The organism is Larkinella knui (assembly GCF_003858645.1).
Taxonomy (GTDB): domain Bacteria; phylum Bacteroidota; class Bacteroidia; order Cytophagales; family Spirosomataceae; genus Larkinella; species Larkinella knui.
Window position 1 is genome coordinate 202,448 of the sequence record NZ_RQJP01000005.1, and the last position, 14,603, is coordinate 217,050.

General features: G+C 52.2%; 12 protein-coding genes. 6 read left to right on the plus strand and 6 right to left on the minus strand.

All coding sequences use genetic code 11. The features are described from left to right. Positions 1 to 3: 3 nt before the first annotated feature. The gene (locus EHT87_RS23290) at positions 4 to 1,185 is read left to right on the plus strand and encodes a sialidase family protein (protein WP_124909083.1); all 1,182 of its coding nucleotides are present in this window, start codon (positions 4 to 6) and stop codon (positions 1,183 to 1,185) included. An 8-nt stretch (positions 1,186 to 1,193) separates the two neighbouring features. Here EHT87_RS23290 and EHT87_RS23295 read toward each other — a convergent pair whose 3' ends face one another. The 4 genes from EHT87_RS23295 to EHT87_RS23310 all read right to left on the minus strand — a co-directional run bounded on the left by EHT87_RS23295 (position 1,194) and on the right by EHT87_RS23310 (position 7,461). Continuing rightward, complete coding sequence (locus EHT87_RS23295; RefSeq protein WP_124909084.1) at positions 1,194 to 2,153, minus strand: nitrilase family protein; 960 nt, start codon at positions 2,151 to 2,153, stop codon at positions 1,194 to 1,196. A 216-nt stretch (positions 2,154 to 2,369) separates the two neighbouring features. Next, positions 2,370 to 4,391, minus strand: coding sequence for an SUMF1/EgtB/PvdO family nonheme iron enzyme (locus tag EHT87_RS23300; RefSeq protein ID WP_124909085.1), 2,022 nt, complete (start codon positions 4,389 to 4,391; stop codon positions 2,370 to 2,372). Between the two features lie 338 nt (positions 4,392 to 4,729). Beyond that, positions 4,730 to 5,704 (minus strand): dihydrodipicolinate synthase family protein, encoded by a 975-nt coding sequence (locus EHT87_RS23305; RefSeq protein ID WP_124909086.1) that lies wholly within the window; start codon positions 5,702 to 5,704, stop codon positions 4,730 to 4,732. A 158-nt stretch (positions 5,705 to 5,862) separates the two neighbouring features. Then, on the minus strand, positions 5,863 to 7,461 hold the full coding sequence (locus EHT87_RS23310) for a sodium:solute symporter family protein (RefSeq protein ID WP_124909087.1): 1,599 nt from the start codon (positions 7,459 to 7,461) through the stop codon (positions 5,863 to 5,865). A gap of 236 nt (positions 7,462 to 7,697) precedes the next feature. On the opposite strand from EHT87_RS23310, the gene EHT87_RS23315 reads away from it, so the two are divergent. The 4 genes from EHT87_RS23315 to EHT87_RS23330 all read left to right on the plus strand — a co-directional run bounded on the left by EHT87_RS23315 (position 7,698) and on the right by EHT87_RS23330 (position 11,302). Then, positions 7,698 to 8,564 (plus strand): AraC family transcriptional regulator, encoded by an 867-nt coding sequence (locus EHT87_RS23315; protein WP_124909088.1) that lies wholly within the window; start codon positions 7,698 to 7,700, stop codon positions 8,562 to 8,564. A gap of 81 nt (positions 8,565 to 8,645) precedes the next feature. Next, entirely contained in the window at positions 8,646 to 9,953 is a 1,308-nt protein-coding gene (locus tag EHT87_RS23320; protein ID WP_124909089.1) for a DUF3748 domain-containing protein, read from the plus strand. A 243-nt stretch (positions 9,954 to 10,196) separates the two neighbouring features. Beyond that, entirely contained in the window at positions 10,197 to 10,670 is a 474-nt protein-coding gene (locus tag EHT87_RS23325) for a DUF4488 domain-containing protein (RefSeq protein ID WP_124909090.1), read from the plus strand. 407 nt (positions 10,671 to 11,077) lie between these two features. Next, positions 11,078 to 11,302, plus strand: a complete 225-nt coding sequence (locus EHT87_RS23330) for a hypothetical protein (RefSeq protein ID WP_124909091.1) — start codon at positions 11,078 to 11,080, stop codon at positions 11,300 to 11,302. A gap of 130 nt (positions 11,303 to 11,432) precedes the next feature. On the opposite strand, the gene EHT87_RS23335 is transcribed toward EHT87_RS23330, so the two are convergent. Next, entirely contained in the window at positions 11,433 to 12,539 is a 1,107-nt protein-coding gene (locus tag EHT87_RS23335) for a DUF5700 domain-containing putative Zn-dependent protease (protein WP_124909092.1), read from the minus strand. Between the two features lie 101 nt (positions 12,540 to 12,640). Between EHT87_RS23335 and EHT87_RS23340 the strand changes: the two genes are divergently transcribed. Then, positions 12,641 to 13,186 (plus strand): hypothetical protein, encoded by a 546-nt coding sequence (locus EHT87_RS23340; protein ID WP_124909093.1) that lies wholly within the window; start codon positions 12,641 to 12,643, stop codon positions 13,184 to 13,186. Between the two features lie 27 nt (positions 13,187 to 13,213). Here the strand turns inward: EHT87_RS23340 and EHT87_RS23345 are convergent, their stop codons facing one another. Next, entirely contained in the window at positions 13,214 to 14,521 is a 1,308-nt protein-coding gene (locus EHT87_RS23345) for a vanadium-dependent haloperoxidase (protein ID WP_124909094.1), read from the minus strand. Positions 14,522 to 14,603 lie beyond the last annotated feature (82 nt).

Genomic DNA, 14,603 nt, shown 5'->3' on the forward strand with positions numbered 1-14,603 from the left:
AATATGTTCCAAACAGTGCTCCTTTCCGTCAGCGTTTTGCTCTGTCAACTGATTTTTTCTGGCGGGATCACCGCTTCCAATCCGCCCGCTGCCGAAACGACGGTTTTTCAGAATGGCGACGGCGGTTATCAGTGCTTCCGGATTCCGGCCATTGTGAAAGCCCCCAACGGCAATCTGCTGGCTTTTGCGGAAGCCCGGCGGAAAGATTGCGACGATTTTGGCGACATCGACATTGTCCTGCGCATCAGTAATGACAACGGCCAGACGTGGAGCCCGCTTCAGGTGGCTGCCGACAATGGAAATTTTCAGGCCGGAAACCCCGCCCCGGTTTTTGATCAGACCGAAAGCCGCTTGCCGCAGGGAAAACTGTTTCTGATCTACAACACCGGGGTTGTCTCGGAAAGCGACTTGCGGACCGGAGTCGCCATTCGCGAAATCTGGTACAGAACCAGCACCGATGCCGGACAAACCTGGACCGATGCGGTGAACATTACCACGCAGGTTTCCAGGCCCCACCAACCCGATGTGAACCCGGCGTATGCGTTTGCGGAAGACTGGCGGTGGTATGCCAACACGCCGGGCCACGCGTTGCAGGTACAGAAAGGGCGTTACAAGGGCCGGATTTTTGTCGCAGCCAACCACACCGCCGGTCCGGCCCAGCCGCAGTTTCGCGATTGCCGGGCGCATGGTTTTTATTCCGACGATCATGGGAAAACCTGGAAATTAACCCCGGATGTGGCGTATCCCGGCAGCAACGAAAGCATTGCCGCCGAAACCTCGGACGGCGGTTTGCTGATGAACAGCCGGAATCAGTCGGGGGACGTCAAAAACCGGTTGCTGACGGTTTCCAGGAATGCCGGGGAAAGCTGGGAACCGGTGCGGGTGGCCGCGGATTTACCCGACCCGGTTTGTCAGGCCAGCATGATCGACTACCAACCCCGCCGGGGCCAGCACGTTCTGCTGTTTTCGAATCCCAACAGCCAGACCAGCCGGACGAAGTTAACCGTTCGGGTGAGTACCGACGACGGCAAAAGCTGGTCGGCGGGGAAGGAAATTTACGGCGGTCCGGCGGCTTATTCCGATCTGGTGATTCAGAAAGATGGCAACATTGGCCTGCTATACGAAAAGGATAAGTACGCCAGAATTGTCTACACCCGGTTTTCGTACGACTGGCTGGTTAAGTAGCACCCCGGTTACGAATCGGCTTCAGGATTTAACCAAACCACTTTCTGCTCGGATTGGTGTTCCTGTCCGATAATGTCGCGGTACAACTCCGGCCTGCGCGCCTGTTTATAGCGGTACCCGCCCGCCATTTTCAATTTTTCGGGAGTACAAAGGGCAATGGCCAGCTCATTTCCCAACGTGCGGCATTCGGCCACCACATCACCGAACGGGTCGATAATCATCGAGCAGCCGTTTTTGAGCTGGTCGTCGTCCATGCCGATTGGATTGGAGAAAACCACGTAGATCCCGTTGTCGTAGGCCCGGGCCGGAAGCCACTTCATCAGCCACGCCCGGCCTTTCATGCCGTCAAATTCCAGCCGCAGCGAAGTGGGGTCCTGCTCCCGGTTTTCCCAGAGCGCCGGATCGACAAAACCGGCTCCGGGGCGCGTTGAGGGCGTACACATCGTGACGTGGGGCATAAAAATAATATCGGCTCCCAGCAGGGTGGTGGCCCGAACGTTCTCGATGATGTTGTTATCGTAACAGATCAGAATCCCGCATTTCCAGCCTTTGATTTCAAAAACGACGTACTGATCCCCCGGCAACAGGTGCGGATTGATAAACGGATGGAGTTTGCGGTATTTAGCAATCAGCCCGTTTTCATCGACGCACACATAAGGCTTGTAAAGCCGGTCCTGTTCGTCTTTTTCAAACAAACCGGCTAAAATGACGATGTGGTGTTCACGGGCGATTTCGGTCAATGCCCGAATGCTGTCACTGTCCGGTAATCGTTCGGCCTGCTCCAGCATCTGTTCACGCGACAGGTGCCGGGCGTGCGTATAACCCGTGATGGAACATTCGTGAAAAGCAATGACATCGGCTCCCTGTTGGGATGCCTGCGCGGCTAACTGGCGAATAATGGACAGATTGTAGGCTTTGTCGCCATTGTGGTGTTCAAATTGGGCGGTGGCAATGCGAAGCGGTTTCATCCCGCAAAAATACGGATAGAATCCGGTTTTGTGACCGTAGTAAAAGCGATTACGGTATCGGCGAATCCCAGCCCACGGTTTCAACCGTGGGTTAATAGGATCATGGGACGGGACTGGGAACCGTTTCAACGGTTTTGATATCCCGAAACCGTTGAAACGGTTTTTGCCATTGCGTTTTGTCCCTGTGAACCCACGGTTGAAACCGTGGACTGTTTTTTAGGGCTTGGCCGTTTCCCGCACCATTTTTTCCTGCAACCACGCCAGATTAAACCGGTAATGAATGCTGCTGCTGATGAGATGAATCAGATTATCAGGGGTTTGGGTGAGGGCCAAATAGCCGCGCGGTTCGGCGTTGGTGGCATCCATTTCAAACGCGCCGGTCCAGGCTCCACCGTTCAAATACCGGTATTTTCCGTCGGTCAATAGCTTTTTTACGGGCCAGGTTTTCCCTTCATCAAACGAAAGAGCCGCATACATGCCGTAGCCTTTGTACGGTTTTCCGCTGGCGTCGGTAAACAGCATGCCTTTCCGGGTTTCGTCGGTTTCTTCGGGATGATGCGTAAACGCGACCAACAGGAGCGGACCTTCGTTCAGCCGGCGGAGAATGAGCCGTTGGCCGCCCCCGATCGGCGGAAATTCCGAGGGCGAATACGTCCAGGTTTTGCCCATATCTTTCGAAAGACTGATCGGCATTTTGGGAATACCGTCCGCGCCGGAGACGTTGTCGTTGCGACCAAAGGCCATCAAACTGCCGTCTTTCAACTGCGTAACACCCGCGTGAATCCCGGCAATCAGTCCGCCGGAAGCGCCGGTTTTAAAGTCCGGTTTTTGCGGGTCCGTATACGGGGCGACCCAGGTTTTGCCGCCATCTTTGCTGACGTGAACCGCCGTGCCACCCGACGAACTGGCGTCGGCATCGCACGCCTGAACCAACCAGCCTTCTTTAGTTTGAAACAGTCCGGCAATGACCTGATGCCGCCTTTCGTGTTCTGGTGCCACCAGTTGCGGGGCCGACCAGGTGGCACCGTTGTCGCGGCTGGTGCGTAAAACCATCGCCAGGTTCTGCCAGTCGCCACTGGCTTCGACGCCGTTCATGTGGAAGAGAGTTCCCTTTCCGTCGTGGAAGAGCGAACTTCCCGTCATGTTGCGATCCGGCACTTTGAAGAACTCGGAGGGCGCATCCCAACGCGACTGTCCCGCGCGCAACCGGCTGGCTACCACGGTCATTTCCCGCCCGGATTCCTTTTCGGTCGAGAACCAGATCGCCAGCAAATCGCCGTTGGAACACCAGCTAATGGCCGGTTGGTGGTTGTGCGAATAATACGGAACGCCCGCATCACAATCCGGCTTGTTGGCATACCGAATCGGCTCTCTGAAAACCGGCTGCGAAGACGACACGGTTTTCCACGAAAACGGTTTTTGAGAAACATTCTGGGCATTGGCTTTGGCAGGAATGGCCGGTAGCGGCTGACTGGCGGGCTGTTCGGCCTGAACAACCCGGAAACCGACGAGCCAGTGTTTGTCTTCGGGAATCATGCCCAGGCGGTTGGTGGCCCGTAAATAGGTCATCGGTGTGCCGTGACTTCCGCCACGCGTGACCCGGAACCAACCGGATGCCCGGCCCACCGGATCGCGCTGGTCGGCGGCTTCGTATGGGCCATACCAGTCCGAACACCATTCTTCGACATTGCCGTGCAAGTCCTGGATGCCCCATTGATTGGCAGGCGTTTGACCCACTTTCAGCGACACAACGACCGGATCACGGTCGGTTTTCTGGCTTTTCTGGTAGCTTTTGGGTAAAAACCGCCCGGTCGAAAAATCGGTAACGGTTCCGGCGTGGCAGGCGTATTCCCACTCGGCTTCGGTGGGCAGTCGATACGGCTTTCCTTCTTTTTTACTCAACCAGTCGCAGAACGCTACGGCTTCGGGATAACTTACGAACACGACGGCTTCGTCATCGTCTTTGGAAAAACCGGCTTTCCCGCGCAGCTTTTTGTGGTCGGGGTCAAACGCTTCGTATTGCGCATTGGTCACCTCCGTAACCGCCATTCGGAACGGTTTGCTGATGGCGACGCGGTGCACCGGTGCTTCGTCGGCATTTTCACCTTCGCCCTCCGAGCCCATGTAATAGCGCCCCGTCGGAATGGAGACCAGCTTCATGCCGATGGTGTTGCTTTCCTGAGCGAAGGCGGTTTTTGAAACGAATAAAAAGATGAAAAGCAAGTTGATGTAGTTCATAAAGAAACGAAGAGTAAGGATGGCCCGGCTTCGGACGAGCGTCCTGTCAATGGTATAAGTATGAGCTATTCTGGCTCCGAAGGAGCGTCCTGTTAATTGAAAAGAACACAAGAATTCCGGGCTATCTGGCTCCGGAAAAGCTTTGTGTCAATTTGAAAAAAGAACAAGGATTCCGGGCTGTTTGGCTCCGGAGGAGCCACCTGTTACCAGGGAAAAATATTGAAGGATGTCCCTAAGCCCCAGCGGGGCGTCCTGGCTTTAGAACGCCCCGCTGGGGCTTAGGTGATTGTTTGGTTGTTGTACTATTGACAGGAAACCCCTCCGGGGTTAAAATTGGGCTATTCACTGATTAGCTTTCCAACCTGAACCGGCTCGATTCCCAGCTCCAGCTGAAGCTGGTTGGCGGTTTCGATCAGCGCATCCATGTCGTGCTGCAAAGCGGGTGTTAGCGGATCAACATCCCGGCGCGTATACAGCGAAATGGGCAATCCGCGTTTTTGCAGCGTGTATTTGGCGATGGTCGGGTAGGCGGAATGAACGAGATCCATGCAATCCACGAAGAATTGCTGCACGCGGTTGAGGTCGTCCTGGCGGTCCGGATTGTTGTAGTTATTCGCCAGCCAGACGATCAATTCCGGAAACTCGTTGCCCTGAATACACGACAAACCAGCCGCTCCGGCCCGCAAGGATGACACGGCATTGACCATGTAGGCGTCGTATAACCCGAACTGATACCCGGCACCAGCGGCAATCCGGCGGGCTACTTCAGCTTCATCCAGACAGGTATCTTTGTGGTAAATAACCCGTCCGGTGGGAATCAATTCTTTTAGTATATCACTACTAATCAGTCGCTTGTAAGGAACCGGGCATTCGTAGAAACCCAGTGGAATGTTGTCGGTCAATCGAATCAGCTCGTGCATCCGTTCCAGAAAAACCGCATCGGATTCATCGGCATCGGCAATCAGGCTGGTGATAACAATAACCGCCTGAACACCGGTATCGTAGATGCGTTTCACAAAGTCGGCTTGCCGGGCGATGGGTCCGCCGAAGGTTCCGGTGGCCACCACCGGCACGCGTCCGGCCGTCTGATCGACAACGAGTTTCGTAACCGCCAGCCGCTCCGCTTCCGTTAGTTCATACATTTCGCTGGACAGGCAGTTGGCAAACAGCCCGGCGGCTCCGGCTTCGATGTAGAATTCGGTCAGTTGCGCCAGCGTTGCCGTATCGACGGCACCGGATTCCTGAAAAGGAGTGAGCATGACGGGGATGAAACCACGAGGTAACGATCCAACGGAGGAAATAGAGGATGGCATGGTGAGTACGTGAAGATTTCGAACAACAAGTACACCGGGTCAATCAGAGAACATCGAGTTTGTCAAAATTGCTCTTTGTTTCTCTGATCGACGCGATGTAGCAACTTAAGAAAGGGTTAGGGTTGAGGAACAGTAACAAGTTAGGGTTTAGGAATAATCTACAGTTTAAGGACGGTATCTTTTGGGTTGAGTTCAGGAACAGGTTCAAGCTTTTTTCCTTTGAGTTTCGTGAGCAGCAGGCCGACCAGAAAGATCGTCAGCGTTCCCACGACCATAATCATATTCAGGTGAAACGGACTGCGCAGAGCTGCATATTCATCCGGAATCTGGGGTGAAAACGTCATCCAGATAATGACCAGGACGCCGACAAGGGTGGCCGTCAGCGCTTCGGTATTCTGGGTTTGCCGGGAAATCATGCCCAGTAAAAACAGGCCCAGCATGCCTCCGGCAAAAATACCGGACAGTTGCCACCAGATATCCAGCACGCTTTTGACGCCAATCATGGCAATACCGGCCATCATGCCCAGCACACCGAAAACCGTGGTGGCTACGTACAACAGCCGCAGGGATTGGGCACCCGACAGATCGGGTTTCAGATACCGCTGGTAAATATCCACCGAGAAAACCGTGGCCGATGCGTTCATGCTCGAACTGATGGTGCTCATGGCGGCCGACAAAATGGCGGCAACGATCAGGCCGACCAAACCCGCCGGAACCTTGTTGACCATGAAATGCGGCATCACTTTATCGCCAAATTCGGCCGGGCTCAGCGTGGCCGCCAGTTGCCGGATGGCTTCGGGGCTGCCGTCGGGCAAGCGTTCTCCGGCGACCTGCATCCGGATGGAGTCGAGCAACTCCGGATTGGTCATATAATAGGCGTAGAGGCACGAACCGAGCACAAAAAACATCAGCGAAACCGGTACGTAGAGGTAAACACACAGCCAGATGGAGCGCGTTGCTTCTTTGATCGAAGTGGTGGTGTGATACCGCTGGACGTAATTCTGGTCCATCCCGAAGTTGTTCAGGTTCATGAAGAAACCGTACAGAAAAATCACCCAGAACGTCGATTGCGAGAAATCAGGGGCAAAACTGCCCAGGCTGAATTTGTCGTTGACCTTACCAATTTCAATGATTTTGTCCACCCCGCCCGGCATTCCGTCGACGACCAGCCAGAGAATGATCAACGCCCCGGCGGTTTTGATGACGCCCTGCACCACTTCCGTCCAGATAACGGCTTCCATACCGCCCATGACGGTGTAGAGGATGATGCAAATACCGACTACGATCATGATCGTGGCCATCGGGTAACCGGTCAGCGCCTGCAAGCTCAGGGCAATTCCGAAGAAAATCGAGCCCATGCGGGCGAGTTGAGTCAGCAGAAAACAGCTAACGGCGTAGGTCCGGGCCCAGGCCCCGAAGCGGTGTTCGAGGTGCGTATACGCCGACACTTCGCCGGTATTGCGGTAGAACGGAACGAAATACCGGGCGGCAACCCAGGCCGACAGCGGCATGGCGAGACTAAAAACGAACGAATTCCAGTTGCTGCCGAAGGCTTTGCCCGGTACGCCCAAAAACGTATTACTGCTGAGAAAGGTCGCGTAAATCGACATGCCGATGGCCCAGCCCGGAATCTTGCCTGATGCCTTGGTGAACTGCTCGGCGCTCTTGTTGTTGCGGGAAAAATAAATGCCAACGGCAATCATCCCGACCAGATAGGCTACAATTACCAGCAAATCAACAACGGGAAGAGTTTTCATTGGTTCAGATCAGGATTCCCGCGCCATTGCTTGCGTGAGAAGTACGATAATTTATAAGAATTTTTTCAGTTCGTGAACGAAAATAAATACTTCTTGATTAGCTTGCAAACGCGGTTATATGACTGCGCTAGTATTTTATTTCATTTTACTGGCAAAAATAATACATTCGACGGCAATTGTGTTGTTTGGATTTTTCTAGTTACTATACGATTTTATCATGTCTCATTTCCTGATGGATGAAGCCGCAATTTCATAAAGTACCCGTCAACGCGCAGGATTCGTTTAGCGTCCGGCACGAAGTTAAATCCAATTTTGGGAACATCTGGCACTACCACCCCGAACTTGAATTGCATTACATCATCCGGGGCGAGGGCGTTCGATTTATTGGTGACAATGTCAGTAATTTTTCGGCCGGCGAAATGTTGCTGGTGGGCGAAAACCTGCCGCATACCTGGCGGTGTAACGAAGCGTATTTCCAGGAAGACCCCGCTTTGCCGGTCGAGGTGATCGTGATGCAGTTCCGGCCCGACTGTCTGGGTCGCGATTTTCTGAATCTGGCCGAAACCCAGCCCATCCGGCGGCTGTATGAAAAGGCGTTGCGGGGTCTGTTGATCAAGGGAGAAACAAGCGAAAAAGTGGCGGATCTGTTGCACCGAGCCGTTGAAGCCCACTCGCTGCAACGCCTGATTGTGCTGCTGTCGATTTTGGAATTGTTGTCGCAATCCGCTGATATGGAGACTATTACATCGGAGCGGGCTTTTTACCAATCGAACGAATTGGAAACGGTGCGACTCAATAAGGTTTGCAGTTATACCTTGTCGAATTATGCTAAAGAAATTGGTCTGGAAGAAATTGCGTCCATTGCCAATCTCAGTGTGACCTCATTTTGCCGGTATTTCAAACTGATGACGCACAAAACCTACCATGAATTTCTGACGGAAATTCGCGTTAGTCACGCGTGCCGGGCGCTGGTCGAAAATAAACTGAGCGCCGAGTCCATCTGTTTTGAAAGCGGCTTTAATAATCTGTCGAATTTTTACCGGCATTTCAAGCGGATCAAAGGCGTAACCCCACTCGAATACAAGCGAAATTATCTCCAATAACAAACCCAAATGAAATCCCGGATCGGCTGGCTACTTTTTGGCGTGGGCATACAGGCCTGCGCTCCTAAACCTCACACACGAATGAATTTTAATTTTACCGAACACCAACTTACGTTTGATGCCAAAGGGCATACGATTCACAACAACCAGGCTTTTTCTCCTTCCGACGAGTGGCTGGTGTATGACACCCGAAACCAGGACGGCGGCATTGGCGGCACGGGCTCCATTGAAATGGTGAACGTCGAAACCGGCGAAATCCGGCCGCTTTATCAGACTGAGCACCAGACCGAGTTTGGCCCCGGCGTGGGCGCGGCCACCTTTTCGCCCACGCAAAACCGGGTCCTGTTCATTCACGGAATTCGCAATGCCAACCAGCAGAAACCGTACGATTTTGACCGTCGGACGGGCGTCGCTATTGATATCGACCAACCCGGAAAACCGATTTTTCTGGATGCCCGAAACGTCAAACCGCCCTTTACGCCGGGGGCATTGCGGGGCGGTACGCACGCGCACATGTGGAGCGCGGACGGTCAGTGGATTAGCTTTACGTACAATGATTATCCGCTCAGGGTGTTGAGCAAAACCAATCCGGCGGTGAAAGACCTGCGCGTGGTGGGCGTAATGGCCCCGTTGGGTAAGGTGACCGTGGCCGACGACGGTTCCCTGGAAAATAACCCGGGCGAACTGTTTTCGGTGGTGGTGACCAAAGCGACGGAATCGCCCAAACCGGGGAGTGACGAGATTGACAAGGCCTTCGACGAGGGGTGGATTGGCAGCAATGGTTACCTGAAACCGGACGGAAGCCGGCAGAAGCGGGCCATTGCTTTTCAGGGTAACGTACGAAACAAGGCGGGCAAAACCGTTACGGAAATCTTCGTGGCCGACCTGCCCGACGACCTGACCCAAGCTGCTGACGGTCAGCCTTTGGAGGGTACCGAAACCACCCGTCCGAACCCGCCCAAAGGCGTGCGTCAGCGCCGGATCACGTTTACGGAGCAGGGCGCAGAAGGACCCCGCCACTGGTTGCGGACGCCACCGGACGGTTCGGTGATCGGTTTTCTGGCGAAAGATCCGACCGGAACGATTCAGATTTTTGGTGTTTCGCCCAACGGTGGCGCCATCCGGCAATTGACCCGGCAGCCTTTCCCGATTCAGACGACGTTCAATTTTAGCCCCGACGGCCGCTGGATTGCCTATGCCGCCGATAACAGCGTGTTTGTGACGGAGGTAGCGACGGGCGATTTCCAGCGGTTGACGCCCCGCGCGCCGGATGACGCAAAGCCCTGGAACGGTATTGTCTGGTCGAATAAAGGCGATAAGCTGGCGTATAACCGGTTTGTTACAAAAGGAAAAGAGCGGTATTTGCAACTGTTCCTGCTGAAGAAGTGAGGCCGCGGCAAGCCGTCGTGGTCTGGGCGAAGCGACCGGATTTTAGCGGTCACCGGACCTGCTGCCCGATCGACGACAGCCGAACGTAGGGAGCATTCGGACGAACGACGCGGGATGCGTTGATCAGGCCGTTATTGGTATCAGAATTTGTGCGTATTGCTACTTGGTTAGTCCTTTGTTGCTAGTAGTTTTACGGAATAAACAGACTACATTAGCTACCCATTAAACCGTTACCCGCCGGCTATGAATCAAAAAATTAAGAATGGAAAATACGACCGTTTACGGATTTTACTAGTCGTTGTTTTGATGGTGTATGGGTGTAATTCAAAACCGGCTTCGGTGCCGATTGTGGGCACCTGGCAATTGATTTCGGCAACAGCAACGGAAAAAGACACCACTTTTTCTACGTTTAATCCGAAACAGAAAATGATTAAAATTATTAACGCCACTCATTTTGCTTTCTTAAGTCATCCGGTAAACCAGGGAAAGGACTCTTCGGCTGCTGCCTTTACGGCAGGGGGCGGAAAATATACGTTAGTCGATAGTACGTATACCGAGCATCTGGAATACTTTATCGACAAGGAATGGGAAAATAATACGTTTCAGTTTGTGGTGAAAATTGTAAATGATACGCTGGTTCAGAAAGGCGTTGAAAAGCTTGAAAAACTGGGTATCGACCGCGTTATCATTGAAAAATATAAGCGCGTAAACGACTAATTAAATTGTAGCCTCTGGCGTCTTTTTGTCGGAACCAGTGTGAATAACTCTGCCGGTTTTCGTACTGTATAATCGGAAAAACCGCTTCAAACCCTGGTTCATAAACCACGGTTTCGCTCTACATTAAATCCGATAGCGAGTTGCCGGAACGAAATCGTCTGTTCCGGCAATTTATTTTTCTCCGATCCGTTACTTTTTCGATTCGCAACGTCTTACTACAGGACGGCTGATTGGCGCGTTAATGCATCACGCTTGCCACTGAATTAAAAATTTATCTTCATACCCTCATTTTTTGGTTTTCTTGACAACCTCCGGTAAACATTTCCTGTCTATAAACAGTACATGAATGACGGAATGTTTTCTGATTTACTCAACACCCTGGTTAACCACACTAACGAACTACTCCTATGACCGCATTACTTGAAAAAAGAATTATTGAGCAATTTACGGCCAATCCGGCCACCCTATCAAAGATGACTCCGGGGGAACTCGAGCAGATGTTGCAGCGAATTGCCGGAACGGTAGAAACCTTTACCGGTGCTAAGCTGAGTTGGGAACTGCCTTCTTCATCGGATCGATTTACCCAGCAGGAGCAACTCGATACCTTGGTGGCTTTATATCTGGGAGCCTGATTCCGGTATCGGAAGTCGTTAGCCAGACTGCGGGCCGAAGCCTACTCTATGGACGTATCCGGTTCCGGTTGATTTGCCGGTATCGGCGGGAATTTGCCCGCTGATAAGTCGGACATTGCCTATAATCGCGTTAAAATTTATTTTTCCAGGCGTCCATTTTTGTTAAAATAGCCTCGGTTGAGCCGCTGAACCGAATTATATTCTTGTCTGGAAATTGCTTATAAATAGCGATATATAGTTGGCAGAATTCGATGGGGTCTTTGTTTATTAAACCGGCCAGAACTTCTTTTCCCCGGTATTCTTCGATTACGGTGGCCATCCGGTATCCTGTAAAGTAACAGGTTTCGTCAAAAGCGACGGTAAAACCAATGTTGTAAAGTTCGCTAATGTTGGCGGTGGAATCGTGAAAAGCGGAAAATAGCAGACTCTCGAACAAGGCGAAATTCTGCCGTGCGCGTGCGCCGTTCCGCGCATAGTCTTTCTGTTGCGATTCCGAAAATTTGCCTGGATTCCTGATTTTTGTAAAATCACCGACCCGATTCGCCGATCCTTCCGCCCAAAGATTGGCCAGCAGGATGTATGTATTGATAATCGGCTTTGGGGGGGCGGTTGCGGTTTTTTGTTTTGTCCGGTTTCGCTCGCCCACCTGCTGAATGGTGTGATAAAGTTCGTGCGCAACGAGGTAGATCAATCCGTCATAATCATTACCGATTTTCTGCAAAGCCACATTAAAGGTATCGTCGCCACCAATGGTGAATCCCAGGGATCCTCCGCCGACCAAAAAGCAAGCCCGGGCCGTTACCTTTAGATCAGCGGGCGAATAGGGCGCAATCAGGGCTTTTACATCCGATACGAGTGACGGTTTTGTCTCCAGCTGCCGGATTAATTGCCGGATTTCAGGCAGTTTCGTTTTAACGGCTTTCCAGTCGAAAGGATCATTGCCTTTTACGGTTTTGCTTTCCACCATGTCCCGCAGCGTTTGTTTGAAGACGGTTTCCGTTCCGGTTTTATCGTAACTGGAAACCTTTTTAATCAACTGCTGGCTGCCATACAGGTTGGCAATCTGTTCCAGTTCGGCGTCGCTTGTTTTCGTTCTGGTAAACAGATTGGTAATTGCTTTCGCACTTTCGAAATCGAGTTGAATGCTACTATCCGGTTTTGGGGACGGGTTTTTAATTTCCTGGGAAAACGATTTAAGGCTGCCTAGTAAAAGCAAAACCACTACAGTTGACTTCATATGGGAAAGGAAATTGGGATAGAATTAGTGGGATGGTCCGACTGGAATTAACTAATTTGGTACTTAAAATGAAAGGATTAAACTAGTATTCTTTGTCATTTATGGCTAACCGGACCCGTAAAGTCGTCGTATCGCTGGATACTTATTTGAGTATTCTGGCGGTTGTTTCCAGTTTTTGCGCCATCGGCATCACGTTTTACCAGGCGTATCTGCAACGTACACAGCAATATGCATCCGTAATGCCGATTCTGGATAGCTACAATACCTCTAAAATGGAAGACGGGAATTATGGGTATGCCATTATGATTGGAAACAATGGGCTTGGTCCCGCTTTTATTGAAGAAGCTTCATTTAATTATGCCGGGAAAGCATACGCATCCGTCTCCGATTTTGAAAATGCCATTTTAAAGCAGGCTCACGTTGTCGACAGCACGAGCATGGTCAGCGATCTCTGGAAAGAACAAGTTATCCCGCAGGGTGAACGGGTGGCTCTCATTGAATTGCGCAATAAAAAAGCCGAGCGGGCGATTCGTGAGAGTCTGAGTAAAGTGAAGATAACGATTGTCTACAAGTCGGTTTATGGCGAAAAATGGCGGCACACCTTTCCGCCGGGCAGAAATAGCGTACAGAATGTAAAGGTGGAGTAAGGGGCTAAGCAGAAAAACAGGGCGGTTCTATTTTTCCACCTTCTTAACCACCCATTCGCCCACTTTCAAACCCTGCGCGCGGCCCTGGTCGATGGCGTCCATGAAGTGAATACCGCCGTAGAACCGCGAAAGACCGGCTTCGATGGCGGCTTCGCGGAAGGAATGGAACGATCGGGCTTTCAGGCCGTAGCGCTCTTCAACCGTGTCGGTGTACACAAAATGATCACCGAAATAATGGGTCAAAATCACTTCCGAAGCCGACGAGATGGTGGAATGGCCGCTCAGGTATTCGGGGAAGGGAGGTGTTTGCAGAAACGGTTTCCAGTCCGGATCGATGAGCTTGCGGATGGCGGTTTCGGGGCGGATGCGGTTACTGCGGTATTTTTCGTCCCAGCAACAGATGAAACCGTCGGTTAGGCCGATCGCTACCGCCGTATAAATTTTCAGCGATTCAGCGAAGCTTTTCTTTGCTTTGGCGCAGGCAATTCCGGTAATGCCCATCCAGTGGGCACCGGGCGAAATTTTCTTTAAACCCACCAGCATGTGGCCGTTGTTTTCGAGCGCAAACGGATTGCAATCCCAGAAAGCCGCGATTTGCCGGTGCTCTTCGGCGAGCGTCGCTCCACCTTCCTGCTGATTCTGAAGGAGCATCCGGTAAAAAGCCGACTTCGTATCGGTAGAATAGGCGGCTGGGGGCGCAGGCTTAAACTGAGCCGCCGAATCCAGCGTAAACGGCCTGACGGTATTGAAATACGGCTCGACCGGGGCAAAATAACCCGGCGGGGTCGGATACCAGCTCCCCGGTTTTTCGGAGGGCGTATACCGGGGATAATTGCTGATCCGGTTGTATCGATCGGCTTTGGCGTATTTCAAAATCTGTTTACTGATCTCCACCGCATAGTTTGTCGAACGGGTAATGACGTCGTCGGAAAACCCCGCGGTCCGGCAGGAATCGACCAACTGCTTTTCCAGTGCTTCCAGCCGGTTGCCCGACGGTTGAATCTTCTGGGCGGTTTTGAGCATCGCCAGAATCGCGCTCAGGTGGGTGGCATAGCCGCTGGCATCCTGCGGTTTTTCAATCGCCGGATAGTCGTTCAAAACGCCGTGCATACTCCGGTAGGCTTTGTCGTTCTGAGCAATCACTTCGTAGCCGGCCAGACAGGCATAGGTGAAAAACCGGGCCGCCAGGGGAGGGTTGGTCACGTCGTGAATCATGACTTCGGTCATCTCGGTAATAACCCTGGTAATCTCCCGGTTGCTGAGCTCCGGCGTCTTTTCAGTCTTGCAAGCGCTTACAACAAGTATCAGTAAAAAAGAGAAAAAGATTTTTTTCATTGACTATAAGAGGTTGTTACACAGGGTTTATCAGAGAGCATCAGAGTTAACCAAAGTGTTTCTCTGATAAGCTCTGATTTCC

What these genes read in the sequence shown, in the direction of transcription:
- EHT87_RS23330 (WP_124909091.1), top strand. Translation starts at nt 11,078, where the DNA reads ATGACCGCATTACTTGAAAAAAGAATTATTGAGCAATTTACGGCCAAT.
- EHT87_RS23295 (WP_124909084.1), bottom strand. Translation starts at nt 2,153, where the DNA reads ATGAAACCGCTTCGCATTGCCACCGCCCAATTTGAACACCACAATGGC.
- EHT87_RS23320 (WP_124909089.1), top strand. Translation starts at nt 8,646, where the DNA reads ATGAATTTTAATTTTACCGAACACCAACTTACGTTTGATGCCAAAGGG.
- EHT87_RS23325 (WP_124909090.1), top strand. Translation starts at nt 10,197, where the DNA reads ATGAATCAAAAAATTAAGAATGGAAAATACGACCGTTTACGGATTTTA.
- EHT87_RS23335 (WP_124909092.1), bottom strand. Translation starts at nt 12,539, where the DNA reads ATGAAGTCAACTGTAGTGGTTTTGCTTTTACTAGGCAGCCTTAAATCG.
- EHT87_RS23340 (WP_124909093.1), top strand. Translation starts at nt 12,641, where the DNA reads ATGGCTAACCGGACCCGTAAAGTCGTCGTATCGCTGGATACTTATTTG.
- EHT87_RS23345 (WP_124909094.1), bottom strand. Translation starts at nt 14,521, where the DNA reads ATGAAAAAAATCTTTTTCTCTTTTTTACTGATACTTGTTGTAAGCGCT.
- EHT87_RS23315 (WP_124909088.1), top strand. Translation starts at nt 7,698, where the DNA reads ATGAAGCCGCAATTTCATAAAGTACCCGTCAACGCGCAGGATTCGTTT.
- EHT87_RS23300 (WP_124909085.1), bottom strand. Translation starts at nt 4,391, where the DNA reads ATGAACTACATCAACTTGCTTTTCATCTTTTTATTCGTTTCAAAAACC.
- EHT87_RS23310 (WP_124909087.1), bottom strand. Translation starts at nt 7,461, where the DNA reads ATGAAAACTCTTCCCGTTGTTGATTTGCTGGTAATTGTAGCCTATCTG.
- EHT87_RS23290 (WP_124909083.1), top strand. Translation starts at nt 4, where the DNA reads ATGTTCCAAACAGTGCTCCTTTCCGTCAGCGTTTTGCTCTGTCAACTG.
- EHT87_RS23305 (WP_124909086.1), bottom strand. Translation starts at nt 5,704, where the DNA reads ATGCCATCCTCTATTTCCTCCGTTGGATCGTTACCTCGTGGTTTCATC.